Below are 26,276 nucleotides of genomic sequence, written 5' to 3' on the forward strand. Positions count from 1 at the left end.
CAGTGATTCGGCCGGCGGGAGCTCAAGGCACGAGGCGATAGCCCACCGCCGTCTCGGTCAGCAGATGCCGCGGCTGCGCCGGGTCGGCCTCCAGCTTCTGGCGCAGGTGGCCCATGTAGATGCGCAGGTAGTGGCTCTGCCCGGCATGGGCCGGCCCCCACACTTCGCGCAGCAGCTGGCGCTGCGTGAGCACGCGCCCCGCGTTGGCCGCCAGCACCGACAGCAGGCGGTATTCGGTGGGCGTGAGGTGCACCTCGGCACCGGCGCGCCGCACCAGGCGCGCGCTGCGATCGATCTCGACCTCGCCGAAGCGGAACACGGCATCGGGCTCCTCGCTGCCGCTGGCGGCGCGCGGGCGGCGCAGGTTGGCACGCACGCGGGCCAGCAGCTCGCCGGTGCCGAAGGGCTTCGTCAGGTAGTCGTCGGCGCCGGCGTCGAGGGCCTCGATCTTGTCGGCCTCGTCGATGCGGGCCGACAACACGATGATCGGCACGCCCGACCAGCCGCGGACGTCGCGGATCAAGGTGATGCCGTCGCCGTCGGGCAGGCCCAGGTCGAGCACCAGCAGGTCGGGCTGGCGCGTGCCGGCTGCGGCCAGGCCCTCGCGCAGCGTGCTGGCCTCGTGCACCTGCCAGCCCTCGGCCTCCAGCGCGCCGCGCACGAAGCGGCGGATCTGGGGCTCGTCCTCGATGACGACGGCAGTGGGTGCGGGCATGGTGGAAACGCGAACGGTGGGTCAGTCGTCGATGGGCGCGGCCGGCACGGGCGGTGGCTCCCGGCGCGGCAGCGTGACGGTGAATTCTGCCCCGCCGCCCACCGCATCGGCAGCGCCGATCTCACCGCCATGCGCGCTCACCACCGCCTTGCAGATCGCCAGCCCCAGGCCCACGCCCGGCGTCGCGGATTCGGCCTGCCCGCGCGTGAACTTGTCGAACAGTGTCTGCTCGCGGCCCTTCAGGGCCGGCGGCAAGCCCGGCCCATGGTCGCGCACCGCGATCACCAGAGAACGCTCGGTGGCGCGGGCGGCCACCACGACCGGCGCCGCGCCGTACTTGCCGGCGTTCTCCAGCAGGTTGACGAGCACGCGCTCGATCAGCACCGCATCGAATTCGACCAGGGGCAGGTCGGCCGGCAGGTCGGTCCGCACCGCCATGCTGCCGAGCCCCGGGCGCGCCGCGCGGATGGCTGCGCCCACCACCTCTTCAACCGACTGCCAGTCGCGCCGCAGGTTGACGCTGCCGCCGGCGATGCCGCTTTCGAGCCGGGCCATGTCGAGCAGGTTGTTCACCAGCGCATGCAGCTGATGCGCCTGCGCCACGATGGCGCGCGCGACGGCGGGCGCAGCCTCGGCCGAGCCGCCGGCCGGCGCCGGCGACTGCAGCGATTCGGCCAGCGCGATCAGCGCGGTGAGCGGCGTGCGCACGTCGTGCGAAATGGCACCCAGCAGCGCATTGCGCAGCCGCTCCGATTCCATCTCGACCACCGCCTGCTGCGCCACGTCCACGTAGTGCACGCGCTCGAGCGCGATGGCGATCTGCCGCGCCAGCGTGTCGAGCTGCTGCGCCTGTTCGGGAATGAGCAGCCAGCGCGGCTGGGCCGGCACCAGCGCCAGCACGCCGCGCACCCGCATCGGCGCCTTCAGCGGCACGTAATGCCAGGGCTGCGCGGCCAGCGTGGCGGTGGCCAGGCCGGCGGGCTGGCCCTGGCGAAAGCTCCAATCGGCCACGCTGGGGTCGAAGCCCTGGGGCGGCTCGGTGGGCATGACCAGGCGATCGCCCGCATCGGCCACCAGCACCAGCGCGCGGCCGCCGAAGTGGCCTTGCACCGCCGCCGCGCCCAGCGCGACGACCTGCGAAGCCTCGAGCGCGGCCGACAGCTCGCGGGTCAGTTCGAAGAGCGACTGCGCCCGCCGCTCCCGGCTGGCCGACACGCCGGCCGCGAAGCGCAGGCCCGCGGTGAGTTGACCCACCAGCAGGCCCACGCCCAGCATCACACCGAAGGTCAGCAGGTACTGCACGTCGCTCACCGCGAACGAGAACTGCGGCGAGACGAAGAAGTAGTCGAAGGCCGCGACGTAGAGCACCGCCGCCAGCGCGGCCGGGCCGCGGCCGAAGCGCATCGCGACGCCGACCACGCCCAGCAGGTACAGCATCACGATGTTGGCCAGCTCCAGCACGCCCGCCAGCGGCGTGGCCAGCAGCGTGATCGCCACACCGATGGCGGCCGCCCAGGCATAGCCGTGCCAATGCGCCTGCGGGCGGTCGCCGTCTTCCACCTCGGCATCGCCCGGTCGGCCCGGGCGCGCGTGGGCGATGCGGCGCGAGCTCTGCGCATGCGCCGCCTCGACGATGTCGACGCCGGGCGCGGCGTGCGCCAGTTCGCGCGCGAAAGCGTGCCGCGGCCACCACCGGGGCCAGCCGTCCGCCGGCACGGCGCGCCCCACGACGAGCATCGCGCAATTGAGCCGCTGCGCCTGCTCGGCCAGTGCCTCGGCCACGTCTTCGCCGGTGAGCACCGCGGTTTCGGCGCCCAGGCTTTCAGCCAGCTGCAGCACGGCCAGGATGCGGTCGCGCTGCGGTGCGTCGAGCCGCTGCAGCCGCGGCGTTTCGACGTAGGCCGCATGCCAGCGCACGTTGAGCTGCCCGGCCAGCCGCGCAGCCGTGCGCACGGTCTGACCAGCGGCCTCGGACGGACCCACGCAAGCCAGGATCGCGCCCGAGGTGTTCCAGGCCGGCGGCGCCGTCTCGCCCACGCGCCCCGACTGCTCGATGCGCCAGCCGCGCACGTCGTCTTCCACGTGCTCGGCGGTGCGGCGCAGCGCGATCTCGCGCAGCGCGATCAGGTTGCCCTTGCGAAAGAAGTTCTGCGCCGCGCGCTCGGCCTGCTGCGGCAGGTAGACCTTTCCGGCGGCCAGGCGCGCCGTCAGTTCGTCGGGCGTGACGTCGACCAGCACCACCTCGTCGGCCTCGTCGAGCACGGTGTCGGGCACCGTCTCGTGCACGCGCACGCCGGTGATGGCACCGACGGTGCCGTTGAGGCTTTCGAGGTGCTGCACGTTGAGGGCCGACCAGACGTCGATGCCGGCGGCCTGCAGTTCCTCCACGTCCTGCCAGCGCTTGGCGTGGCGCGATCCGGGCGCATTGGAGTGCGCGAGTTCATCGACCAGGATCACGGCAGGGCGGCGTGCCAGCGCGGCATCGAGGTCGAACTCAAGCAGCGTGTGGCCGCGGTAGGCCACCTGCCGCAAGGGCAGGCTTTCCAGTCCGGCCAGCAGCGCGGCGGTTTCGCTGCGGCCGTGGGTTTCGACCACGCCGATCGCCACGTCGCGGCCCGATGCGCGTTCGCGCTGCGCGGCGCTGAGCATGGCCCAGGTCTTGCCCACGCCGGCGCTGGCACCGAAGTAGATGCGCAGCTTGCCGCGCCGCTCGCGCGCCTCGCCGGCGCGCAGCTCGGCCAGCAGCTCGTCGGGGTCGGGTCGGGCGGCGTCGTTCATGGGCACGGGCAAGGCAGGTTATCGCATCGACCCGTCCCCGCGTCGACGGCGCCGCGTCTGCCGGCGCACCACGCGCGAGACCATGAGCCAGGCGAAGCACAGCGGCACCAGGAAGGCCGCGAGCGCGCACAGCGCATGAAGCCATGCCTCGTTCACGGCGCGCTCACCGGGCCGCGGCGTCCAGCGCCATGTTGAGCGCGAGCACGTTCACCCGCGCTTCGCCGAGCAGGCCCAGCCACGGGCCTTCGGTGTGGTCTTCGATGAGCAACTCGACGCGGTCGAGCGACAGGCCGCGCACGCGCGCGACGCGCGCCGCCTGGTACTGCGCCGCGGCCGGGCTGATGTGCGGGTCGAGGCCGCTGGCCGACGCCGTGACCAGGTCGACCGGCACGGGCTGCGCGTTGGCGGGGTCGGCTGCGCGCAGCGCCTCGACCCGGCCTTTCACCGCATCGACGAGCGCCGGGTTCAGCGGACCCTGGTTGGAACCGACCGACGCGCCGCCGTTGTACGGCATCGGCGCGGTGGCCGACGGGCGGCCCCAGAAGTGCCCGGGGTCGCTGAAGTTCTGGCCGATCAGCGCCGAGCCGACCGGCTTGCCGCCGCGCAGCACCAGGCTGCCCTCGGCCTGCGCCGGGAACAGCGCCTGCGCGGCGCCGGTCACGGCCAGCGGATAGAGAAGCCCGGTCAGCGCGCTGAGCAGCACGAAGAGCACGAGGGCGGGACGAAGCGTCTTGAACATGACAGGCTTTCTTCAGACCAGACCGACGGCCACGAGCAGCCAGTCGATCAACTTGATGCCGACGAAGGGCACGACCAGGCCGCCCAGGCCATAGAGGGCGAGGTTGCGGCGCAGCAGCGCGGCCGCGCCCACGGGGCGGTAGCGCACGCCCTTCAGCGCCAGGGGAATCAGGAACACGATGACCAGCGCGTTGAAGATCACCGCCGACAGGATGGCCGACGACGGGCTGGCCAGCCGCATCACGTTGAGCGCCGCGAGCTGCGGGTAGGTCGACACGAAGATCGCCGGGATGATCGCGAAGTACTTCGCCACGTCGTTGGCGATCGAGAAGGTGGTCAGCGAGCCGCGCGTCATCAGCAGCGCCTTGCCGGTTTCCACCACCTCGAGCAGCTTGGTCGGGTTGGAGTCGAGGTCGACCATGTTGCCGGCCTCCTTGGCCGCCTGCGTGCCGCTGCCCATGGCCACCGCCACGTCGGCCTGCGCGAGCGCGGGGGCGTCGTTGGTGCCGTCGCCGGTCATCGCGACCAGGCGGCCTTCGGACTGGTACTGGCGGATCAGCGCCAGCTTGTCCTCGGGCGTGGCCTCGGCCAGGAAGTCGTCCACGCCGGCCTCGGCCGCGATGGCGGCAGCCGTGAGCTTGTTGTCGCCGGTGATCATCACCGTCTTGATGCCCATGCGGCGCAGCTCGGCGAAGCGCGACTGGATGTCGGGCTTGACGATGTCCTTGAGCTCGACGACGCCCAGCACGCGCGCGCCCTCGGCCACCGCCAGCGGCGTGCTGCCGCGGCGCGACACCTCGTCGGCGCTGCGCAGCAGTTCGGGCGCGACGTTGCCGCCCATCGCTTCGACGTGCCGGCGCACCGCGTCGACCGCGCCCTTGCGCAGCAGCACCGGCTCGCCGTCGAGGCTGCTCCCCAGCGCCGGCAGGTCGACGCCGCTCATGCGCGTCTGCGCGGTGAAGGCGACGAAGCGCGTGCCCTCGGCGGCGCGTTCGTCGATGCCGCCGCGGCGCGCCAGCTCGACGATGCTGCGGCCCTCGGGCGTCTCGTCAGCCAGCGAGGCCATGAGCGCGGCGCGCGCCAGGCGCTGCGGCTGCACGCCGGGTGCGGGCAGGAAGGCACTGGCCTGGCGGTTGCCGAGCGTGATGGTGCCGGTCTTGTCGAGCAGCAGCACGTCGACGTCGCCGGCCGCCTCCACCGCGCGGCCCGAGGTGGCGATCACGTTGGCCTGCATCATGCGGCTCATGCCGGCCACGCCCACCGCCGACAGCAGGCCGCCGATGGTGGTGGGGATCAGGCACACGAGCAGCGCCACCAGCGCGGTGAGCGACACCACGCTGCCGGACTGCATCGCATCGACGCTGAAGATCGAGTACGGCAGCAGCGTGACGGTGACCATCAGGAACACCAGCGTCAGCGCCACCAGCAGGATGTTGAGTGCGATCTCGTTGGGCGTCTTCTGCCGCCGCGCGGCCTCGACCATGCCGATCATGCGGTCGAGGAACGATTCGCCCGGGTTGACGGTGATGCGCACCACCAGCCAGTCGGACAGCACGCGCGTGCCGCCGGTCACGGCCGAGAAGTCGCCGCCCGACTCGCGCACCACGGGCGCCGATTCGCCGGTGATGGCGCTCTCGTCGACCGAGGCGACGCCTTCGATCACCTCGCCGTCGAGCGGGATCACGTCATGGGCTTCCACCAGCACCACGTCGCCGCGGCGCAGTTCGGGCGCCTGCTGGGGCAGCCACTTCGCGCCGTGGTACGGCTCGGCGAGCTTCTTGGCCCAGGTGTCCTTGCGCAGCCCGCGCAGCGAGGCGGCCTGCGCCTTGCTGCGGCCTTCGGCCAGCGCCTCGGCGAAGTTGGAGAACAGCACGGTGAACCACAGCCACACCGAGATCGCGAGCACGAAGCCGGGCTGCATGCCGGTGTCGCCCGGAAAGCTCAGCGCATGCACCCACAGCAACGTGGTCAGGATGCTGCCGATGTAGACGATGAACATCACGGGGTTGCGCCACTGCACCCGCGGGTCGAGCTTGGCGATGGCCGACCACAGCGCGGGGCGCACCAGTTCGGCATCGAGCAGGGCCAGGCTCTTCATTCGTGCCGGGTTCTTGTCTTCGGCCGCGGCACTCGCCGCGACGGTGTCCCCCAATGCGGGGACGGCGGAGGGATTCTTCTTCATGGCCTTGGGCCTCACTTCCAGAGCATCAGGTGCTCGACGACGGGGCCCAGGGCCAGCGCCGGCACGTAGTTGAGCAAGCCGACCAGCAGCACGGTGCCGATCAGCAGCACCACGAACAGCGGGCCGTGCGTGGGCAGGGTGCCGGGCGTGACCGGCAGGCGCTTCTTGGCGGCCAGCGAACCCGCGATGGCGAGCACCGGCACGATCACGCCGAAGCGGCCGATCCACATCGCCACGCCGAGCAGGGCGTTGTAGAAGGGCGTGTTGGCCGACAGGCCCGCGAAGGCGCTGCCGTTGTTGTTGCCGGCCGAGGTCAGCGCGTACAGGATTTCGGAGAAGCCGTGCGCGCCCGGGTTGGCGATGCCGGCGCGGCCGGCGCCGGTGGCCACCGCCAGCGCGGTGCCGGCCAGCACGACGATGGGCGTCACCAGGATCGCGATCGAGGTGAGCTTCATCTCGCGGATCTCGATCTTCTTGCCCAGGTACTCGGGCGTGCGTCCGATCATGAGCCCGGCGATGAACACCGCCAGCACCGCGAACACCAGCATGCCGTAGAGCCCGGTGCCGACGCCGCCGAACACCACCTCGCCCAGTTGCATGAGCACCAGCGGCACCATGCCGCCCAGCGGCGTGAAGGAGTCGTGCATGGCATTGACCGCGCCGCACGACGCGGCGGTGGTGACGGCCGCGAACAGCGCGGAAGCGCCGATGCCGAAGCGCGTTTCCTTGCCTTCCATGTTGCCGCCCGCCTGCATGGCGCTCGCAGCCTGGTCCACGCCCAAGGGCGGCAGCAAGGGGTTGCCGGCCTGCTCGGCCGGCGTGACGGCGACCACCGCGAGCACGAACATCACCGTCATCGCGGCCAGGATCGCGATGCCCTGGCGCCGGTCGCCCACCACCCGGCCGAAGGCGAAGCACAGCGCGGCCGGGATCAGGAAGATGGCGAGCATCTGCACGAAGTTGGCGAGCGCCGTGGGGTTCTCGTACGGGTGCGCCGAGTTGGCGTTGAAGAAGCCGCCGCCGTTGGTGCCCAGCATCTTGATCGCCTCCTGCGAGGCGACCGGGCCCATGGCCAGGGTCTGCGTGGTGGTGCGTGCGTCTTCCGTCAGCGCGTTGCCGGCGGCGTCTTTCAGGGGCTGGCCCTGCGCGTCGAGCTTCGGGTTCTGGTAGGCCGTGGCTTCGATGGTGTTCACCGTCTTGTAGGTGTCGAAGTTCTGGATCACGCCCTGCCCCACCAGCAACAGCGCGATCACGAAGGACAGCGGCACCAGCAGCCAGGCCGTGATGCGCGTGACGTCCACCCAGAAGTTGCCGACCAGTCCGCGGCCGTCGCCGTGGCGCGATGCGAAGCCACGCGCCAGTGCGAAAGCGACCGCGATGCCGGTGGCGGCCGAGAGAAAGTTCTGCACCGACAGGCCGAGCATCTGCGTGAGGTAGCTCATCGTCGTCTCGCCCGCGTAGCCCTGCCAGTTGGTGTTGGCGACGAAGCTCACCGCGGTGTTGAAGGCCGAGTCGGGCGACACAGCCGCCATGCCGGCGGGGTTGAGCGGCAACAGGTGCTGCAACCGCTGCAGGCCGTAGACGACCAGCGCACCGATCGCATTGAAGGCCAGCAGCGCGAGCGCGTAGCTGCGCCAGTGCATCGAGCGTTCTTCCTCGACGCCGGCCAACCGGTAGAGGGGCCGCTCGGCGCGCTGCATCCAGCGCGGCAGGCGACCTTCGCACAGCGCAGCCAGCCACCGGCCCAGTGGCCATGCGAGCAGCAGCAGCGCCGCGAGAAAAAGACCCAGCAGGGTCCATGCCGAGGCGTTCACGTCAGAACTCCTCGGCGCAGATCAGCGCGAACACGAGGTACGCGAACAGGATCACCGCCAGCAAGCCGGCGAATCCATAGAGCACGTCGAGGCCGATCACTTGGCTTCTCCGGTGCGTTCCTGCTTCGGTGCATCGAGCTTCGCGAGCCCGAACACCGTCTCGGCCATGACGACCCACAACGCCGCGATGGCGGCGATCCATACGAAGTCCATCTTTCTCTCCTGCATGCAAGCCATGTGCGGACGAGTCTCGCGAGGCGCACGTAAAGATGGGGAAGAGAGTCGGGGCGGAGCCGTAAAGAAAGCGTAAATGCGGCGCTCGCTCGCGCATCGAGGCCAGTGTGACCTGCGTCGAAAACTCGTCGCTTCCAACCGGTTCCATCCGTGCCGTGCATTTGCACACGGTCCACACGCCTTTGTGGCGGGGTGCGCGGCGCTTTGTGAATTCCTCGCTTTTCGTTCGTTCTGGGGCTGCGTACAAACGGCGCAATCACTGCAACACGAGGAACAAGAATGAGCAATGACGCTATCGCACTGGTCGTCGACGAGCCGATTGACGGCCACTTCTACTGGGTCCTGCAAAAGCAGGACGGCAACGACTGCCGCCCCATCGACGCCGCCGAAGGCCCGATGCCCACCTACGGCGCCGCCATGATGGCGGGCATCGCCGCGCTGCAGCGCCGGCAGGACGCGCGCAGCGGGCCGCCGACGGTGCATTGAGCCGGCCGGCCGTCTGCAACGGCCTCGCTTGCGTCCTGGGACGCGGAGTCCAGCCGGCCGCCTTCGCCCTTAGGCAGGCCGCCCATCGCGATTCGTGTAGGCTTTGCGCTCTCACATCCGGCACACTGCCGGCCGCATCCCGCAGCCTCCCGCTGCGCCCGAACCCAGAGAGACAACCCATGATCCGCAAGCTGCTGACCGCCTCGGTCCTGGCACTGGCCGCCGTGGCCGTGCAGGCCCAGCCATATCCCGCCAAGCCCGTTCGTCTGATCGTGCCCTTCCCGCCCGGCGGCGGCACCGACATCCTGTCGCGGCTGGTCGCGACCAAGCTCACCGAGGTCAGCAAGTGGACCGTGGTGCCCGACAACCGCGCGGGCGCGGGCGGCACCATCGGCATCGCCGAGGCGGCGCGCGCCACGCCCACCGGCTACGACATCGTGATGGGGCAGAAGGACAACATGGTCGTCGCGCCCTGGCTCTACAAGAACCTGAGCTACGAGCCCACCAAGGACCTGACGGCGATCGCCCACGTGGCCTACACGCCGGTGGTGATCGTCACGCGCACCGAATCGAAGTTCAAGACGCTGAAGGACGTGGTCGACGCCGCCCGCGCCGCGCCCGACACGGTGACCTACGGCTCGCCCGGCAACGGCACCACCATCCACCTGGCCGGCGAGATCTTCAACGGCGCCGCCAAGATCAAGATGCGCCACGTGCCGTACAAGGGCTCGAACCCGGCCATGATGGACGTGCTGGCCGGCAACGTCGACCTGATGGTGTCGTCGCTGCCCTCGGCCATGGGCCAGATCAAGTCGGGCAAGCTGCGCGCGCTGGCCGTGACCTCGGCCAAGCGCAGCAGCTCGCTGCCCGAGATCCCGACCGTGGCCGAGCTGGGCTACAAGGACTTCGACGTGAGCACGTGGTACGGCCTCTTCGCACCGGCCGGCACGCCCAAGGAAATCGTCACGGCGGTGAACGCCGAAGTGAACAAGCTGCTGGCCACGCCCGAGATGAAGGCCGCGATCATCGCGCAGGGTGCCGAGCCGCAGAGCATGACGCCCGAGCAGTTCGGCACGCTGCTGAAGACCGACTACCTGAAGTGGAAGGACATCGTGAAGGCTTCGGGCGCCGTAATTGAGTAAACCCCCAGGCTCCCCCACTTCGTGTGGACCGCCAACCTCCTTGCAGGGGGCAACACCAGCGGCCCGGCAAAGCCGGTTCCGCGGTGTTACTGGTAAAGAGTCGACAACAAGCTACTGTTCTCTGACGTCCGCCACGGGCTTGCTGCCGAAGTCCGCCCGCGCGAGGTAGGCCAGCACCTTCTCCGCGGCCGTCTCGGGGCTGTCGAGCTTGCCCTGCGCCTTGAGGCCCTCGAATCGCGCGCGATCCGGGAACATCTCGGACTCGGCGCCGCGCAGTTGCACCTGCATGTCGGTGTCGATCACGCCTGGTGCGAGCGAAACGATCTTCGCGCCGGTGCCCAGCGCCTCTTCCTCCAGCGCCACCGCGCGCGAGAAATGGTCCATGCCGGCCTTGGCCGCGCAGTAAGGCGCCTGGCTGGCCATCGCGTTGCGGCCCAGGCCCGACGAGATGTTGAGCACCTTGCGCGCGCCGCGCCAGCCGCGGGTGGCGGCGAGGAAGGCGGAGGTCAGCAGCAGCGGCGCCTCCAGGCCGACGCGCAGCGCCTGCGCCAGCTCGTCCGCCTCGGCCTGCGCCAGCGGCCGCGTGCGGCCCACGGTGCCGGCGTTGTTGATCAGCGTGACGCTGTCGAAAGTTCTACCGTCCAGGCCACGCAGCCATGCGGCCAGGCGCGTGGCCACGGGCACCGGGTCGGCCAGGTCCTGTTGCCATTGCTCGAGCTCCGCGCCGGTTTCGCCGGCACGCGCGGCGAGCGCGTCGTCGGCCCGACGTGAAATGCACAGCAGGCGCTGTCCGGGCCGCGCGAGCAGCTGCTCGGCCATGGCGCGGCCCAGGCCGCGAGAAGCGCCCGTGATGATGGTGAGTTGTGTCGAATTCATGCGTGATCTCGTGAAAAGCTGCAGCGGCGGCGATGTGCCGTGCAGGCCCGATCCTATCGGCGCATTGACGAAACGCGCGGTGCCTTCTTAAAGTCCGCCGATGCCCATTCAATACGAGCCCACACGCGAGGGGCGCCACTTCCTCCGGGGCTTCGGACTGGACAGCCCCGCGCAGCAGCACCCGGTGATTCGCCCGGGCGGGCTGGGCACCTTCATCCGCCGCCCGCGCGGCGACCGCGAAGGTGCCGCGGTCACGGCCCGCTTCGAAGCCGCGCAGGGCCGCTGGGGCTTGATTCCGCTGTTCTCCAAGGAACGCGAGTACCCGCACACCTTCGAAGCCCGCGGCGAGACGGCCGCGAGCGAGCGCAACTTCTACCAGCCCTGGAAGCGCGGGCACCGCTGCGTGGTGCTGGCCGATGCCTTGTACCGCCGCGGCGACGCCGACGACAAGATGGTCCGCGTCGAGCGTGCCGACGGCCAGCCGCTGGCGATGGCGGGCCTGTGGAACGGCTGGCGCGCACCCGACGGCGAATGCGTGGAAAGCTTCGCGCTGATCACGCTGCCGGCCGTCGAATCGCCGACGCACCGCCGCGTGGTCTTCCTGCGCGAGGCCTGGGTCGACGACTGGCTGCATTGCCCCGTCGAGGAAACGGCCGCCTACCTGCGGCCCTACGCGCTCGACAAACTGGTGCGCCGCACGTTGGTGCGCGACCCCGACATCCCGCTGCCCCAACGCGCCTGAACGACCCCGCTCACTGCGCGCGGCCCGAGCCGCCCTCGCGCAACGCCGCGAGGTCGAGCACGCGCAGGCCGCCGTATTCGACACGGATCGCGCCCTGCGTCTGCAGCGTCTGCAGCGCCTCGTTGACGCGCTGGCGCGAAAGCCCGATCAGGTAGGCCAGCTCCTGCTGCGTGATGCGCAGCAGTTCGCCCACGCCGGGAAACAGCACCGGGTTGAACAGCGCCGCCAGGTTGCGCGCCACCCGGGCATCGGGGTCGTTGAGCCGGTCGGCCTCGCGTGCCGCGATGAACTGCGCGAGCCGCTCGTTGAGCTGGTTCATCACGAAGCGGTTGAAGCCGATCGAATGGTCCAGCAGCCAGTGGAAGTCGTCCACCGGCAACCCAGCGACCACGCTGCGGCGCAGGGCCTGGATGTTGTAGCGGTAGGGCTCGCGCTTGAGCGCCGTGCCCTCGCCGAACCAGCCGCCGGGCGGCAGGCCGCTGTAGGTCATCGAGGTGCCGTCGGCGTTGTCGTTGCTCATCTTGAGCAGGCCCTCGACCACGCCGAACCAGTAGGTCGGCGAGCGGCCGATGCGGCAGACCAGGTCGCCGGGTTCGGCGTCGCCTACCACCACCGCGGCCTCCGCACGGCGCCGCTCGGTGGGCGTGAGCGTGTGCATCCACGGGATGTTGTGCACCTCTTCCGCGGTGGCCGGCCGCACGCGGTCGCGCAACGAAGAAGTGCCGGTGTTCGCGCCGGGAATCATCGGGAAACTCCGGGGAGTAGTGTCCCTAGGATTGTCGTTCAAACGACAAGTCGACGACAAGCGCGGTTCTACAGTCCGCCCATCGTGCAAAGCAACGCCAACACCTTCCCCCGCCTGCTGCTGGCCCATGCGCAGAGCCAGCCCGACGCGCCGGCCGTGCGTGAAAAGGACCTGGGCATCTGGCAGACCTGGACCTGGTCGGCCGTGGCCCGCGAGGTGCGTGAGATCGCCTGCGGGCTTGCGAGCCTGGGCTTCGCGCCCGGCCACAACCTCGCGATCGTCGGCGCCAACCGGCCGCACCTGTACATGGCGGTGGTGGCGGCGCAAAGCCTGCGCGGCGTGCCGGTGCCGCTCTACCAAGACGCGGTGGCGGCGGAGATGGTCTTCATGCTCGAAGACGCCGCCATCGACTTCGTGATCGCCGAAGACCAGGAGCAGGTCGACAAGCTGCTCGAATGCCGCGAGCTGCTGGCCGCGCAAGGCAAGCAGGGCCTGCGCCACATCGTGTACGACGACCCGCGCGGCCTGCGCCACTACGACCAGCCGGGCCTGATCGGCTACGAGCAGCTGCGCGAACTCGGCCGAGCCTATGACGCAGCGCACAAGGGCTTCTTCGAGCAAAGCGCGAACGCGGTCGAGCCCGGCGACGTGGGCGTGATCCTCTACACCTCGGGCACCACCGGCCGGCCCAAGGGCGTGTGCCAGACGCATGCGAGCTTCATCGCGGCGGGCCGCGGCGGCGTCGACACCGACAAGCTGGGCCCCGGCGACAACATCATGAGCTACCTGCCCATGGCCTGGGTCGGCGACCACCTGTTCTCGGTGGCGCAGTGGCTGGTGGGCGGCTTCACGCTCAACTGCCCCGAGTCGTCGGCCACCGTGATGAACGACATGCGCGAGATCGGGCCCAGCTACTACTTCGGCCCGCCACGCACTTTCGAAGGGCTGCTCACCGCCGTGTCGATTCGCATGGAAGACGCGGCCGCGCCCAAGCGCTGGCTGTACGCGAAGTTCATGGCGCTCGCGCAGCGCGTGGGCGCCGACATCCTCAACGGCCAGCAGGTGGGCCTGGGCGATCGCCTGCTCTACAAGGTGGGCGACCTCGTGATCTACGGGCCGCTGCGCAACGTGCTCGGCATGAGCCGCATCCGCGTGGCCTACACCGCGGGCGCGGCGATCGGGCCCGACCTGTTTCGCTTCTACCGCTCGATCGGCGTCAACCTCAAGCAGTTCTACGGCCAGACCGAGACCTGCGCCTACGTGTGCCTGCAGCAGGACGGCAAGGTCAAGCTGCAGACGGTGGGCAGCGCGGCGCCCGGCATCGAGCTGCGCATCGCGCCCGACGGCGAAGTGCTGGTGCGCGGCGTGTCGGTGCTCAAGGAGTACTACAAGCGGCCCGACGCCACGGCCGAGGTGCTCGATGCCGAGGGTTACTTCCACACCGGCGACGCCGGCGTGATCGATGCCGAGGGGCACCTGCGCATCATCGACCGCGCCAAGGACGTGGGCAAGCTCTCGGGCGGCGCGATGTTCGCGCCCAACTACATCGAGAACAAGCTCAAGTTCTTTCCGCAGATCAAGGAAGCCGTGTGCTTCGGCCACGGCCGCCAGGAGGTCTGCGCCGCCATCAACATCGACTACGAGGCCGTGGGCAACTGGGCCGAGCGGCGCGGCCTGCCCTACGGCGGCTACGTGGACCTGGCCGGCAAGCCCGAGGTGCTGGAGCTCATCGCCGAATGCGTGGCCAAGGTCAATGCCGACCTGGCGAGCGAAGAAGGCATGGGCGACACGCAGATCGCCCGCTTCCTGGTACTGCACAAGGAACTCGACCCCGATGACGACGAGCTGACCCGCACACGCAAGGTGCGGCGCGGCTTCATCGCCGAGAAGTACCGCGTGCTGGTCGATGCGCTCTACGGCGGCAAGGCCGAACAGTACATCGAGACGCAGGTCAAGTTCGAGGACGGACGCACCGGCATGGTCAGCGCCACGCTGAAGATCGTCGAGGCCAAGCGCTTCCCACCGATGAAGGCCGCCGCATGAACGCGCAGAACATCACCGAGGCCGCGATGCTGGCCGGCGCCACGGGTGCAGGCACGGCCCGCGGCCGCCGCACCGGCGACGTGATCCTCGACGTGAAGAACATCTCGCTGTCCTTCGGCGGCGTGAAGGCGCTGACCGACATCAGCTTCGACGTGCGCGAGCACGAGGTGCGCGCCATCATCGGCCCCAACGGCGCGGGCAAGAGCTCGATGCTCAACTGCATCAACGGCGTGTACCAGCCGCAGCAGGGCTCCATCACCTTCCGCGGCAAGACCTTCAAGCACATGAACTCGCGCCAGGTGGCCGAGATGGGCGTGGCCCGCACCTTCCAGAACCTGGCGCTGTTCAAGGGCATGAGCGTGCTCGACAACATCATGACGGGCCGCAACCTCAAGATGAAGAGCGGCCTGCTCGCGCAGGCCTTCCGCTTCGGTCCGGCCGAGCGCGAAGAGCTGGCGCAGCGCGAGTTCGTCGAACGCATCATCGACTTTCTCGAGATCCAGCTGTACCGCAAGACGCCGGTGGGCCGTCTGCCCTATGGCCTGCAGAAGCGCGTGGACCTGGGCCGCGCGCTCGCGATGGAGCCGCAGGTGCTGCTGCTCGACGAGCCGATGGCCGGCATGAACGTCGAAGAGAAGCAGGACATGAGCCGCTTCATCCTCGACGTGAACGACGAGTTCGGCACCACCATCGTGCTGATCGAGCACGACATGGGGGTGGTGATGGATATCTCCGATCGCGTGGTGGTGCTGGACTACGGCAAGAAGATCGGGGACGGCACGCCCGATGAGGTACGGAGCAACGAAGACGTGATTCGGGCGTACCTCGGCACGGAGCATTGACACCATGGGCTTTTTTCTCGAAACCCTCTTCGGCGGCCTCATGGTCGGCATGCTGTATTCGCTGATCGCGATCGGCTTCGTGCTGATCTACAAGGCCTCGGGCGTCTTCAACTTCGCGCAGGGTGCGATGGTGCTGTTCGCGGCGCTCGCGATGGCGCGCTTTGCCGAATGGCTGCCACGCTGGCTCGGCTTCGAAAGCCTGGTGCTGGCCAACGTGCTGGCCTTCGTCGTCGCCATGGCCATCATGATCGTGGTGGCCTGGCTCATCGAGCGGCTGGCGCTCAGCAAGCTGGTCAACCAGGAAGGCATCACGCTGCTGATGGCCACGCTGGGCATCGCCTACTTTCTCGACGGCCTGGGCCAGACGCTCTTCGGCAACGACATCTACAAGATCGACGTCGGCATGCCCAAGGAGCCGCTGATGGTGATGGAAGGCACCTTCCAGGGCGGCCTGCTGCTGAGCCAGGAAGACCTGATCGCCGCCGGCGTGGCTGCCGCGCTGGTCGCGGTGCTGGCGCTGTTCTTCCAGAAGACGGCCACGGGCCGCGCGCTGCGCGCGGTGGCCGACGACCACCAGGCCGCGCAGTCGATCGGCATTCCGCTCAACCGCATCTGGGTCATCGTGTGGTCGGTGGCGGGCTTCGCGGCGCTGGTGGCCGGGATCATCTGGGGATCGAAGCTCGGCGTGCAGTTCTCGCTGTCGCTGGTGGCGCTGAAGGCGCTGCCGGTGGTCATCCTCGGCGGGCTGACCTCGGTGCCGGGCGCGATCATCGGCGGGTTGTTGATCGGCGTGGGCGAGAAGCTTTCCGAGATCTACCTGGGCCCGATGCTGGGCGGTGGCATCGAGATCTGGTTTGCCTACGTGCTGGCCCTCGTCTTCCTTCTCGTGCGGCCGCAGGGCCTCTTCGGCGAGAAGATCATCGATCGCGTCTAGGCAGGCATCGAATCACCATGCTCTACAGAGAAAACGGCCAGTTCAAGTCGACCTACCGCGCCGACCAGCAGGTCTTTCCGATCCTGCAAGACCGCGTGCTGATGCTGGCGCTGCTGGCCTTCGCCTTCGCGGTGGTGCCGATGTTCGCGTCGGAGTATTTTTTCCGCGCGATCCTGATTCCCTTCCTGATCCTGTCGCTCGCCGCGCTGGGCCTGAACATCCTGGTGGGCTACTGCGGGCAGATTTCGCTGGGCACCGGTGCCTTCATGGCGGTGGGCGCCTATGCGGCCTACAACTTCCACGTGCGCATCGACGGCATGCCGCTGCTCGTGTCGCTGCTGCTGGGCGGGCTGTGTGCCACGGTGGTGGGTGTGTTCTTCGGCATACCCAGCCTGCGCATCAAGGGGCTGTACCTGGCGGTGGCGACGCTGGCGGCGCAGTTCTTCCTGGATTGGGCTTTCCTGCGCATCAACTGGCTCACCAACAACTCGGCCTCCGGCTCGGTCAGCGTGGCGGGCCTCAACATCTTCGGCCTGCCGGTGGAGACGGCGACGCAGAAATACCTGCTGTGCCTGGCGCTGCTGGTCGTCTTCGCGATGCTGGCCAAGAACCTGGTGCGCAGCGCCATCGGCCGCGAATGGATGGCGATGCGCGACATGGACGTGGCGGCCGCGGTGATCGGCATCCGCCCCGTCTACGCCAAGCTCACGGCCTTCGCGGTCAGTTCGTTCATCGTCGGCGTGGCGGGTGCGCTGTGGGGCTTCGTGCACCTGAGCACCTGGGAGCCGGCGGCCTTCAACATCGACCGGTCGTTCCAGCTGCTCTTCATGGTGATCATCGGCGGGCTGGGCTCGATCATGGGCAGCTTCTTCGGTGCGGCCTTCATCGTGCTGCTGCCCATTCTGCTCAACCAGATCCCGGGCTGGTTCGGCGTGTCGATGTCGACCGCGCTGGCATCGCACCTCGAGTTCATGATCTTCGGCGCACTGATCGTCTTCTTCCTGATCGTGGAGCCGCACGGCCTTGCGCGGCTCTGGTCGACCGCCAAAGAGAAGCTGCGCCTCTGGCCTTTCCCGCATTGATTTCTCGTTCATCCCGCATCGATTCAACCGGCACCTTCAACAACAGGAGACACGCATGAAGCTGAAATCACTCGCACTCGCCGTCGCTGCCATCTCGGCGCTGGCCGGCACGGCGCCGGCCTTCGCGCAGGCCAAGGAGCAGTTCTTCCCGCTGCTGGTCTACCGCACGGGCCCCTATGCGCCCAACGGCACGCCGTGGGCCAACGGCAAGCAGGACTACATCAAGCTGATCAACGCGACCGGCGGCATCAACGGCGTGAAGATCTCGTACGAAGAATGCGAAACCGGCTACGCCACCGACAAGGGCGTCGAATGCTACGAGCGGCTCAAGAACAAGGACGCGACGCTCTTCGATCCGCAGGCCACCGGCATCACCTTCGCGCTGACCGACAAGGCACCCGTCGACAAGATCCCGCTGATCACGCTGGGCTATGGCCTCTCGGCCTCGCAAGACGGCAGCGTGTTCAAGTGGAACTTCCCGCTCATGGGCAGCTACTGGACCGCGGCCGACATCCTGATCCAGCACATCGCCAAGAAGGAAGGCGGTGCCGACAAGCTCAAGGGCAAGAAGATCACGCTGGTCTACCACGACTCGCCCTTCGGCAAGGAGCCGATTCCGCTGCTGCAGGAGCGCGCCAAGATGAACGGCTTCGAGCTGTCGCTCATCCCAGTGGCCGCGCCCGGCATCGAGCAGAAGTCGGCCTGGCTGCAGGTGCGCCAGCAGCGGCCCGACTACGTGCTGCTGTGGGGCTGGGGCGTGATGAACTCCACCGCCCTCAAGGAAGCCGTGGCCACCGGCTACCCGCGCGAGAAGATGTACGGCGTGTGGTGGGCCGGCGCCGAGCCCGACGTGAAGGACGTGGGCGCCTCGGCCAAGGGCTACAACGCGCTGGCGCTCAACACCTCGGGCACGCAGCCGAAGGTGATCCAGGACATCCTGAAGAACGTGCACGACAAGAACCAGGGCACCGGCCCGCGCGACGAAGTCGGCTCGGTGCTCTACACGCGCGGCCTGATCATCCAGATGCTCGGCGTCGAAGCCGTGCGCCGTGCGCAGGAGCGCTTCGGCAAGGGCAAGGTCATGACCGGCGAGCAGGTGCGCTGGGGCCTGGAGAACCTGGCGCTCGACCAGAAGAAGCTGGACTCGCTGGGCTTCTCTGGCGTGCTGCGGCCGATCAGCACCTCGTGCCAGGACCACATGGGCTCGACCTGGGCGCGCGTGCACACCTGGGACGGCGCCAAGTGGGGCGGCATGTCCGACTGGTACCAAGCCGACGAGCAGATCATCAAGCCGATGGTGAAGCAGGCCGGTGACAAGTACGCGGGCGAAAAGAAACTCACCAAGCGCGAAGCCTCTGACTGTGCCGCATGACGAATCGGCGGCTCGCAAGAGCCGCCATTCGCAAGCGCCCCGCGCGCAGTGCGCGCTGCGCTTGCGAATGACCGAGACCACTCCATGAGTCAAGCCAACACCCTCCTCGACGTCAACGGCATCGAGGTCATCTACAACCACGTGATCCTGGTGCTCAAGGGCGTGTCGCTCACGGTGCCCGAAGGCGGCATCGTCGCGCTGCTGGGCGGCAACGGCGCGGGCAAGACCACGACGCTGCGCGCGGTGTCGAACCTGCTGGCCGGCGAGCGCGGCGCGGTGACCAAGGGCACCATCGAGCTGCGCGGCGAGCGCATCGAGGCGCTGTCGCCGGCCGAGCTGGTGAAGCGCGGGCTCATCCAGGTGATGGAAGGCCGCCACTGCTTCGCCCACCTCACGATCGAAGACAACCTGATGACCGGCGCCTACACGCGCACCGACGGCAAGGCCGCGGTGGCGCAGACGCTGGAAAAGGTCTACGCCTACTTCCCCCGCCTGAAGACGCGGCGCGGCTCGCAGGCCGCCTACACCTCGGGCGGCGAACAGCAGATGTGCGCCATCGGCCGCGCGCTGATGGCCAACCCGAGCATGGTGCTGCTCGACGAACCGTCGATGGGCCTGGCGCCGCAGATCGTCGACGAGGTGTTCGGCATCGTGAAGGACCTCAACGAAAAGGAGAAGGTCACCTTCCTGCTGGCCGAACAGAACACCAACATGGCGCTGCGCTACGCCGACTACGGCTACATCCTCGAGAACGGCCGCATCGTGATGGACGGCGAGGCGAAGAGCCTGCGCGAGAACGAGGACGTGAAAGAGTTCTACCTGGGCGTAGGCGGCGCGGACCGCAAGAGCTTCCGTGACGTCAAAAGCTACAAGCGCAGAAAGCGGTGGTTGGCATGAGCGACTTCTACGACCCGCTCGAAACACGCGACCCCGCAGAACGCGAGCGGGACTTGCTGGCCGCGCTGCCCAAGCAGATCATGCAGGCGCAGACCGCTGCGCCGGCCTTCGCGAAGATCCTCGACGGCGTGAAGCCTGCCGACGTCACGAGCCGCGAGGCGCTGGCCCGCTTGCCGGTGACGCGCAAATCCGAGCTTCTGGAACTGCAGCAGGCCGGCCGCGCGAGCGACCCCTTCGGCGGTTTCTCGGCCATCCGCTTCGGCCCGCGCATGCTTCGCGTGTTCGCGAGCCCCGGCACCATCTACGAGCCCGAGGGCGAGGCGCGCGACTACTGGCGCACCGCACGTGCCCTGCACGCGGCGGGCTTCCGCAGCGGCGAGCTGGTGCACAACTGCTTCAGCTACCACATGACACCGGCCGGTTCGATCATGGAAAGCGGCGCGCGCGCATTGGGCTGCACCGTGTTCGCCGGCGGCACCGGCCAGACCGAGCAGCAGGTCGATGCGATCGTGGACCTGAAGCCCGCCGGCTACGCAGGCACGCCGAGCTTTTTGAAGATCATCCTGGAGAAGGCCGCCGAACGGAACGTCGCCCTGCCCTCGCTGACCAAGGCGCTGGTGTCGGGCGAGGCCTTCCCGCCCAGCCTGCGCGACTGGATCGCCGAGCGCGGCGTGACGGGCACGCAGTGCTACGCCACCGCCGACCTGGGCCTGATCGCTTATGAAACCTCGGCACGCGAAGGCCTGGTGCTCGACGAAGGCGTGATCGTCGAGATCGTGCGCCCCGGCACCGGCGACCCGGTGCCCGAGGGCGAGGTCGGCGAGATCGTCGTGACCACGCTCAACCCCGACTACCCGCTGATCCGCTTCGGCACCGGCGACCTGTCGGCCGTGCTGCCGGGCCGCTGCCCCACCGGCCGCACCAACGCGCGCATCAAGGGCTGGCTCGGCCGCGCCGACCAGACCACCAAGGTGCGCGGCATGTTCGTGCATCCGGGCCAGGTGGCGAGCATTGCCAAGCGATTTCCCGAAGTGCAGCGCGCGCGGCTCGTCGTCGCGGGCGAGATGGGCGACGACCGCATGACGCTCAAGCTCGAATGCGCCGATCGCCCCGAAGGCCTGGCCGAGCGGGTGGCCGATGCGATTCGCGAGCACACCAAGCTGCGCGGCGACGTCGAACTGGTCGCGCCGGGCAGCCTGCCGAACGACGGCAAGGTCATCGAGGACGCGCGCAGCTACCGCTAGCCGAAGCGCTAGCCGAAGCGTCTCGCCCGCGGGATGTGCGCTTGCTCACGCGCACATCGGTCGCCACTTCGGTGCGCGACAAATCATCAGATTTGGTCCTGAGAAGTCTGCCTAGACTCCGGCGCGCATTCGCTCCGCGCCGCCTGAATGCGTGCAGTTCGCCGCTGCGAACGCCAGGCGCCGACTTCACGAGACCTGTTCGACATGACCCAGAGACCTTGGCTGCTCGCCGCAGCCTTTTGCACGATGCTTCTCTCCGCCTGCGGCGGTGGTGGTGGTGGCAATGGATTCGGCACCTTTGCCGCAATCGGAGCGCCGGCATCCGCCTCCGCACCCACGCAGACACCGGAATCTGCATCGCCGGGGCCGACCGAATCGCCCCAACCCGCACCGTCCGATGCCGCATCTCCCAAATCAGACGAAGCGCCGCCGCTCAAGCTGCACGCAGTCGGAGGCACCCTGAGCGGGCTGGCTGGCGGAGAGTCGATCGTCCTGCTGAACAACGGCGCCGATGCGCTGACGGTCACCACGGCGGGCTCGTTCCGATTCGCCACGGCGCTGGCATCCGGCACCACTTACTCGGTGACGATCGGCACACAACCGCTTTGGCAAAACTGCACGCTCGGCAATGCCAGCGGGACGATCGCGGCCCAGGCCATCGTCGACGTGAGCGTGAATTGCACGGCCGCGCCAGTCGGCGTCACCACGCTGGCGGGCGATCCGCTGATGGGCGGGACTTCGGTGAACGGCGTCGGCAACAAGGCGTCCTTCAACGGTCCGATCGGCGTGGCGACCGATTCGCAAGGCAACGTCTACGTCGCCGAATACTTCGGCCATGCCATCCGCAAGATCGGGCCCGATGGCACCGTCACCACCTTCGCAGGTTCGACGAGCCCGGGCTTTCAAAACGGACGAGGCGCCAGCGCCTCCTTCAGCTCCCCGGTCAGCGTCGCGGTAGACGCCGCCGACAACGTGTATGTGGGAGACCAGGGAAACCATGCCATCCGCAAGATCACCCCGGCCGGTGACGTCACCACGCTGGCGTTGCTGGACGACGCCGGCGGGCCGGCGTCCATCGAGCCGTACGGCCTCGCGCTCGATGCGCAGGGCAACCTCTACGCGGCGGATTTCCGCAGAAGTCTCGTGCTCAAGATCACGCCGGGGGGCGTGGTCAGCACCCTCGCCGGCTCGGTCTACGGCGCGACCGATGGCACCCATTTCAACGCGTCGTTCAGTGCGCTGATGGGCATGTCGATCGACGCGAGCGGCAACCTTTACCTTGCCGACCACGATTTCAGTTTGATCCGCAAGGTCACTCCGGCAGCCGTCGTCAGCACCTTGGCCGGGTCACGAACCGGCTCGGGCTCGGCGGACGGGCGCGGTGCAGACGCCTCCTTCTTCTTTCCGTCGAGCGTCGCCGCAGATCGCGCGGGCAACGTCTTCGTGGCGGACACCAACAACCACACGGTGCGCAAGATTTCGCCCGACGGCGCGGTCACCACGGTGTCCGGCTCTGCGCTGGCGGGCCCAGGCACCGTCGACGGTGCCGGCAAGGATGCTCGGCACAACACGCCGATGGGCATTGCGGTCGACGCGGCTGGCCACGTCTACGTCGCCGATTACTTTGGCCACACGATCCGCAAGCTCGCAGCGCGGCGTTGAGGCACCGGCACGCAGCGATCGGTCGCCCACCGCGCCCAGCCGATGGCTTCAGGACATGCGTACGCCGGCCATGTAAAGACCGCCGGATCGCCCGCGTCCGAACCCAGCCGTAGGAGATGACTGACAGACACGCACCACTTCCCGTGGAGAGTGAGTACGTTTGTGTCAGTCCGCCTGGAGATCACCTCCAGGCCATCCACGGAGGAATCTCGTCATGCCCGTCATTTGTGCGGCCTGCGGCAGCAGCAACCGGGAGAACGCGAAGTTCTGCATCGGTTGCGCGGGTCGCTTGCCCGGCTTCGCGCCGAGTGGGCCTGCGGCGCTCGGCGCCACCCCGAGCAGCCCTGCGCCGCTGGCGCCAGCCTTCGGAGCGTTCAGCGCCATCGGCCCAACGGACGAACCCGATCCGCGCGGGGCGCGAAGCGCAAGCCATTCGACACGCAGCGGAAGCGCCTGGCGTCGCGACGATCCGCTCGCGCTGCTGCCGGCCGAAACGCCGGCGTTCTGGCTGCGACTGGGAATGGTCGGCGTGGCGATGGGCGTGGTCTTCATCGGCTGGTATGTGTACGTGACGCGCGGCGTCGACTCGCCCGCTTTGGTCAACGACGTGACGGCCGCACTGTCGACGGAAGAACGCAAGCCGACGCCGGAAGAAGCGCGGGACCTGGCGACGCCCGAGGAATCGACGCGGAGCGCTGCTGCACCGAGCAAGGCGGAATCGCCGGCGCCACTAGGCGCAGCGGACGCACTGGCACTGGCCGCGCCGAATTCTGCGACCACCGCCAAGCGCGCCTCGCCTCCTGCGTCGGCGCGTACTGAGGCGAGGACCGAGCCGCCCCCGAACACGGGGGCCCCGGCAGCCGCATCGACGCGCGCCGCCGCCGCAGCAGCAGCAACCGCACCCGCCGCACCCTCTGCACCGCCAGCAGCAGCGCCTGGCACCCGCACCGCATCGGCCGCGCCGACGAGCGAACGCCGGCGCAGCGAAGCGGGCCGCGCCGAGCGACAGCAACCGCGCGCCGCAGCGCGCACCGCCGATGACGATGACGTGGCCCCGAACTCGGCCGCACCCACCATGTCGTGGATTCGCCCGCCGGGCTGGACCCGCGACGACCCCGGCCCGGCCATCAGCCGCAACAACTCCGCACCCGTGGTCGCCCCGCCCCGCACCGCGGCCTATGCGCGTGGCGACGGCGGCCCACCGGTCGCGCCCGGCCCCGGCCCGGTCTACAACTACAACTCGCCCGGCGGCGCGGTCGCGGCCGATGGCGGCCCGCCGCTCGCAGCGGGCCCCGCGCCGCAGCCCGCCTACCGGACGCGCTCGCCCGTGGCCACCGCCGACGACGATGCAGGCCCGCCGGTCACGCGCGGCCCTGGCCCGGTCTACAACTGGAACTCGACCCGCGAGCGCTAAAGCCCGAATCCCGAAAAAGGCCGCCGCACCCACCCGTGCGACGGCCGACAAGACCCCTGAAGTTCCAAGGACTTCCTAAGGGCAATCCGGGATTTGGCCGACTCCACGCAGAGATAAGATCGCGGACCCCGTAACCCGGACTGTTCAACCCGGATTCGTTTCATCAGGAGAGCACATGAAGAGACTGCTGGCCTTCGCGGCCATCGCCACCGCTGTCACCGGCGCCTATGCCCAAGACTTCCCCGCCGGCAAGCCCGTGACCATCGTGGTGCCCTTCGCCGCCGGCGGCCCGACCGACCGCGTGGCCCGCGACCTGGCCGAAGCGCTGCGCAAGCCGCTCAACGGCGCCAGCATCCTGGTGGACAACGTCCCCGGCGCCGGCAGCTCGATCGGCGCAGCCAAGGTGGCACGTGCCGCACCCGATGGCTACACGCTGCTCCTGAACCACATCGCCATGTCGACCGTGCCCACGCTGGTGCGCAACGTGCCCTTCAAGGTCGAGACCGACTTCGAGTACCTGGGCATCATCAACGACGTGCCGATGACCCTCATCGCCAAGCCCGCGATGCAGGCCAACAACTACAAGGAACTCACGGCCTGGATGGCCGCGAACAAGGGCAAGATCAACCTCGGCAACGCCGGCGTGGGCTCTGCATCGCACCTGTGCGGCCTGCTGTTCCAGAGCGCCACCAAGACCGAGATGACGCCCGTGCCGTACAAGGGCACGGCACCCGCCATCACCGACCTGATCGGCGGCCAGATCGACCTGCTGTGCGACCAGACCACCAACACGTCGCCGCAGATCGAATCGAAGAAGGTCAAGGCCTATGCCGTGACCACGTCCAAGCGCCTCACCACCCCGCTGCTGAAAGACCTGCCCACGCTGCAGGAGGCGGGCCTGAAGGACTTCCAGGTCACCATCTGGCACGGCCTGTACGCGCCCAAGGGCACGCCGGCCGCCGTGACCAAGAAGCTCAACGACGCGCTCAAGACCGCACTGAAAGACCCGGACTTCATCAAGAAGCAGGAAGGCCTGGGTGCCGTGGTCGCCGCCGACAACCGCGTCGAGCCCGCCGAGCACAAGAAGTTCGTGCAGGCCGAAATCGCCAAGTGGAGCCCGATCATCAAGGCGGCCGGCGTCTACGCCGACTGAGCCTGAGCAGCTCCTGTCGATGAGATGAAGGTGGCGGCGCGGGCGCGCCGCGCCTTCGAATCCGGGTGGAGCGGCCTCAGGTACTCGTGCAACGCGAGTGCCGCCGCTCCCACCGCCGACGCCCATTCCCCATACCGAGCAGCACGCACCACCGGCGGCCGCATGCCCGCATGCTGCGCATAGCGCTCGACCGTGTCGATGGCCTCCGGCAGCAGCGCCGGGTGCCGGCGGCATGACTGGCCGCCGACGACGATCGCGCGCGGCTCGAAGGTGACCCACAGGTTCTGCAGCAGCACGCCGAGGTAGGCCGCGCCCCGTAGCGCATCGAAGTTGCCCGCCAACGCACGCGAGCCCAGAAAGGCCTCGGCGCAGCCGCGCCGGCCGCACGAGCACAGCGGCCCGTCCACCTGCAGGATGGTGTGGCCGATCTCGCCGGCCATGCCTTGCGCGCCGGTGAAGAGCCGGTCGTTGAGCACCACGCCGGCACCCACCCCCACGTCGCAGCTCACGAAGACGAGCGGGTCTTCGCTCTCGCCGCAGGCGAACTCGTATTCGCCCAGCACGGCCGCATCGGCATCGTTCTGAAGCTGCACCGGCAATCCGTCGATGCCTTCGGCCGCGAGTGCGTCGACCAGGCCCGGCAGCAAGTTGACGCGGCGCCAGCCCAGGTTGGGCGCGAAGCGCACCTGTCCGCTGGCATCGTCGACCGCGCCCGGCACGCCGACGCCGATGCCGGAGGGCCGCAGCCCCATCGCCTGCAGCCTGGCATGCGCGGCCGCCACCATGCGCGCGGCCTGACGGCACACCGCGCCAGGCGCATGCGATGCGAGCGGCTGAGACTCGGCATGCAGCAAGTCGCCCAGCAGCGAGACGCAGGCCACGCGCAAGGTATCGACCGCGATCTCGACGCCCGTCAGCGCACGCAGCCCCGCATGGATGCGCAGCGGGATCGACGGCCGCCCCAGCCCGTCGCCCACCGCGGCGCCGGACTCGAGCAGCCAGCCGTCGTCGAGCAGCTCGCGCACCAGCAGGCTCACCGTGGACTTGGTCAACCCGCTCTCGTCCGCCAGCCGCGCCCGCGACAGCCCCGGCCGTGCGCGCAGCAGGCGCAGCAGCACGCTGCGGTTGATGCGCTTGACCAGCTGCTGGTCGCCGAGCGTGGTCATCTCAGGTCATGCGCG

The 26,276-nt window shown here is 69.0% G+C and carries 23 protein-coding genes; 13 read left to right on the plus strand and 10 right to left on the minus strand.

Annotated elements, in window-relative coordinates; genetic code table 11:
* Positions 1-22: 22 nt before the first annotated feature.
* The 7 genes from kdpE to kdpF form a co-directional block, all read right to left on the minus strand.
* Complete coding sequence (kdpE, locus tag B0W80_RS13435; protein WP_076999648.1) at positions 23-715, minus strand: two-component system response regulator KdpE; 693 nt, start codon at positions 713-715, stop codon at positions 23-25.
* Positions 716-736: 21 nt separating this feature from the next.
* Positions 737-3,493 carry a DUF4118 domain-containing protein gene (locus tag B0W80_RS13440; RefSeq protein ID WP_076999649.1) on the minus strand — a complete coding sequence of 919 codons (2,757 nt, stop codon included), beginning with the start codon at positions 3,491-3,493 and terminating at the stop codon, positions 737-739.
* Between the two features lie 18 nt (positions 3,494-3,511).
* Positions 3,512-3,649, minus strand: a complete 138-nt coding sequence (locus tag B0W80_RS35465; RefSeq protein WP_179106909.1) for a hypothetical protein — start codon at positions 3,647-3,649, stop codon at positions 3,512-3,514.
* Positions 3,650-3,656: 7 nt separating this feature from the next.
* Entirely contained in the window at positions 3,657-4,232 is a 576-nt protein-coding gene (gene kdpC / locus B0W80_RS13445) for a potassium-transporting ATPase subunit KdpC (protein ID WP_076999650.1), read from the minus strand.
* Positions 4,233-4,244: 12 nt separating this feature from the next.
* Positions 4,245-6,329, minus strand: coding sequence for a potassium-transporting ATPase subunit KdpB (gene kdpB, locus B0W80_RS13450; protein WP_076999690.1), 2,085 nt, complete (start codon positions 6,327-6,329; stop codon positions 4,245-4,247).
* Positions 6,330-6,424: 95 nt separating this feature from the next.
* Positions 6,425-8,227: a potassium-transporting ATPase subunit KdpA gene (gene kdpA / locus B0W80_RS13455; protein WP_076999651.1), complete on the minus strand. Its 1,803-nt coding sequence runs from the start codon at positions 8,225-8,227 to the stop codon at positions 6,425-6,427.
* A gap of 1 nt (position 8,228) precedes the next feature.
* Positions 8,229-8,327 carry a K(+)-transporting ATPase subunit F gene (gene kdpF, locus B0W80_RS13460; protein ID WP_076999652.1) on the minus strand — a complete coding sequence of 33 codons (99 nt, stop codon included), beginning with the start codon at positions 8,325-8,327 and terminating at the stop codon, positions 8,229-8,231.
* A 413-nt stretch (positions 8,328-8,740) separates the two neighbouring features.
* On the opposite strand from kdpF, the gene B0W80_RS13465 reads away from it, so the two are divergent.
* Together B0W80_RS13465 and B0W80_RS13470 are read left to right on the plus strand one after the other, a co-directional pair.
* On the plus strand, positions 8,741-8,947 hold the full coding sequence (locus B0W80_RS13465) for a hypothetical protein (RefSeq protein ID WP_076999653.1): 207 nt from the start codon (positions 8,741-8,743) through the stop codon (positions 8,945-8,947).
* A gap of 179 nt (positions 8,948-9,126) precedes the next feature.
* A complete protein-coding gene (locus B0W80_RS13470; RefSeq protein WP_076999654.1) occupies positions 9,127-10,089 on the plus strand; it encodes a tripartite tricarboxylate transporter substrate binding protein in 963 nt (320 codons plus the stop codon).
* Between the two features lie 111 nt (positions 10,090-10,200).
* On the opposite strand, the gene B0W80_RS13475 is transcribed toward B0W80_RS13470, so the two are convergent.
* Positions 10,201-10,965: an SDR family NAD(P)-dependent oxidoreductase gene (locus B0W80_RS13475; protein ID WP_076999655.1), complete on the minus strand. Its 765-nt coding sequence runs from the start codon at positions 10,963-10,965 to the stop codon at positions 10,201-10,203.
* 100 nt (positions 10,966-11,065) lie between these two features.
* On the opposite strand from B0W80_RS13475, the gene B0W80_RS13480 reads away from it, so the two are divergent.
* Complete coding sequence (locus B0W80_RS13480) at positions 11,066-11,707, plus strand: SOS response-associated peptidase family protein (RefSeq protein WP_076999656.1); 642 nt, start codon at positions 11,066-11,068, stop codon at positions 11,705-11,707.
* Positions 11,708-11,717: 10 nt separating this feature from the next.
* Here B0W80_RS13480 and B0W80_RS13485 read toward each other — a convergent pair whose 3' ends face one another.
* Positions 11,718-12,452: a Crp/Fnr family transcriptional regulator gene (locus tag B0W80_RS13485; RefSeq protein WP_076999657.1), complete on the minus strand. Its 735-nt coding sequence runs from the start codon at positions 12,450-12,452 to the stop codon at positions 11,718-11,720.
* Positions 12,453-12,536: 84 nt separating this feature from the next.
* On the opposite strand from B0W80_RS13485, the gene B0W80_RS13490 reads away from it, so the two are divergent.
* From B0W80_RS13490 to B0W80_RS13535, 10 genes are all read left to right on the plus strand, one after another.
* Positions 12,537-14,495, plus strand: a complete 1,959-nt coding sequence (locus B0W80_RS13490; protein WP_076999658.1) for a long-chain fatty acid--CoA ligase — start codon at positions 12,537-12,539, stop codon at positions 14,493-14,495.
* Between the two features lie 26 nt (positions 14,496-14,521).
* Positions 14,522-15,337: an ABC transporter ATP-binding protein gene (locus tag B0W80_RS13495; protein WP_076999691.1), complete on the plus strand. Its 816-nt coding sequence runs from the start codon at positions 14,522-14,524 to the stop codon at positions 15,335-15,337.
* A 4-nt stretch (positions 15,338-15,341) separates the two neighbouring features.
* Positions 15,342-16,271 (plus strand): branched-chain amino acid ABC transporter permease, encoded by a 930-nt coding sequence (locus B0W80_RS13500; protein ID WP_076999659.1) that lies wholly within the window; start codon positions 15,342-15,344, stop codon positions 16,269-16,271.
* A 17-nt stretch (positions 16,272-16,288) separates the two neighbouring features.
* A complete protein-coding gene (locus B0W80_RS13505; protein ID WP_076999660.1) occupies positions 16,289-17,353 on the plus strand; it encodes a branched-chain amino acid ABC transporter permease in 1,065 nt (354 codons plus the stop codon).
* Between the two features lie 55 nt (positions 17,354-17,408).
* Complete coding sequence (locus tag B0W80_RS13510) at positions 17,409-18,725, plus strand: ABC transporter substrate-binding protein (protein WP_076999661.1); 1,317 nt, start codon at positions 17,409-17,411, stop codon at positions 18,723-18,725.
* An 84-nt stretch (positions 18,726-18,809) separates the two neighbouring features.
* Positions 18,810-19,622, plus strand: coding sequence for an ABC transporter ATP-binding protein (locus tag B0W80_RS13515; RefSeq protein ID WP_076999662.1), 813 nt, complete (start codon positions 18,810-18,812; stop codon positions 19,620-19,622).
* Entirely contained in the window at positions 19,619-20,866 is a 1,248-nt protein-coding gene (locus tag B0W80_RS13520; protein ID WP_076999663.1) for a phenylacetate--CoA ligase family protein, read from the plus strand. Before B0W80_RS13515 ends, B0W80_RS13520 begins: the two co-directional genes overlap by 4 nt.
* Before the next feature lie 204 nt (positions 20,867-21,070).
* The gene (locus B0W80_RS13525) at positions 21,071-22,528 is read left to right on the plus strand and encodes an NHL repeat-containing protein (protein WP_179106910.1); all 1,458 of its coding nucleotides are present in this window, start codon (positions 21,071-21,073) and stop codon (positions 22,526-22,528) included.
* 214 nt (positions 22,529-22,742) lie between these two features.
* Entirely contained in the window at positions 22,743-23,942 is a 1,200-nt protein-coding gene (locus B0W80_RS13530) for a hypothetical protein (protein WP_076999664.1), read from the plus strand.
* A 175-nt stretch (positions 23,943-24,117) separates the two neighbouring features.
* Positions 24,118-25,095 (plus strand): tripartite tricarboxylate transporter substrate-binding protein, encoded by a 978-nt coding sequence (locus tag B0W80_RS13535; RefSeq protein ID WP_076999665.1) that lies wholly within the window; start codon positions 24,118-24,120, stop codon positions 25,093-25,095.
* Here the strand turns inward: B0W80_RS13535 and B0W80_RS13540 are convergent.
* A complete protein-coding gene (locus B0W80_RS13540; protein WP_076999666.1) occupies positions 25,083-26,261 on the minus strand; it encodes an ROK family transcriptional regulator in 1,179 nt (392 codons plus the stop codon). The two genes, B0W80_RS13535 and B0W80_RS13540, sit on opposite strands and share 13 nt — an antisense overlap.
* Between the last annotated feature and the right edge of the window lie 15 nt (positions 26,262-26,276).

Source organism: Variovorax sp. KK3 (assembly GCF_001984055.1).
GTDB lineage: Bacteria > Pseudomonadota > Gammaproteobacteria > Burkholderiales > Burkholderiaceae_C > Variovorax.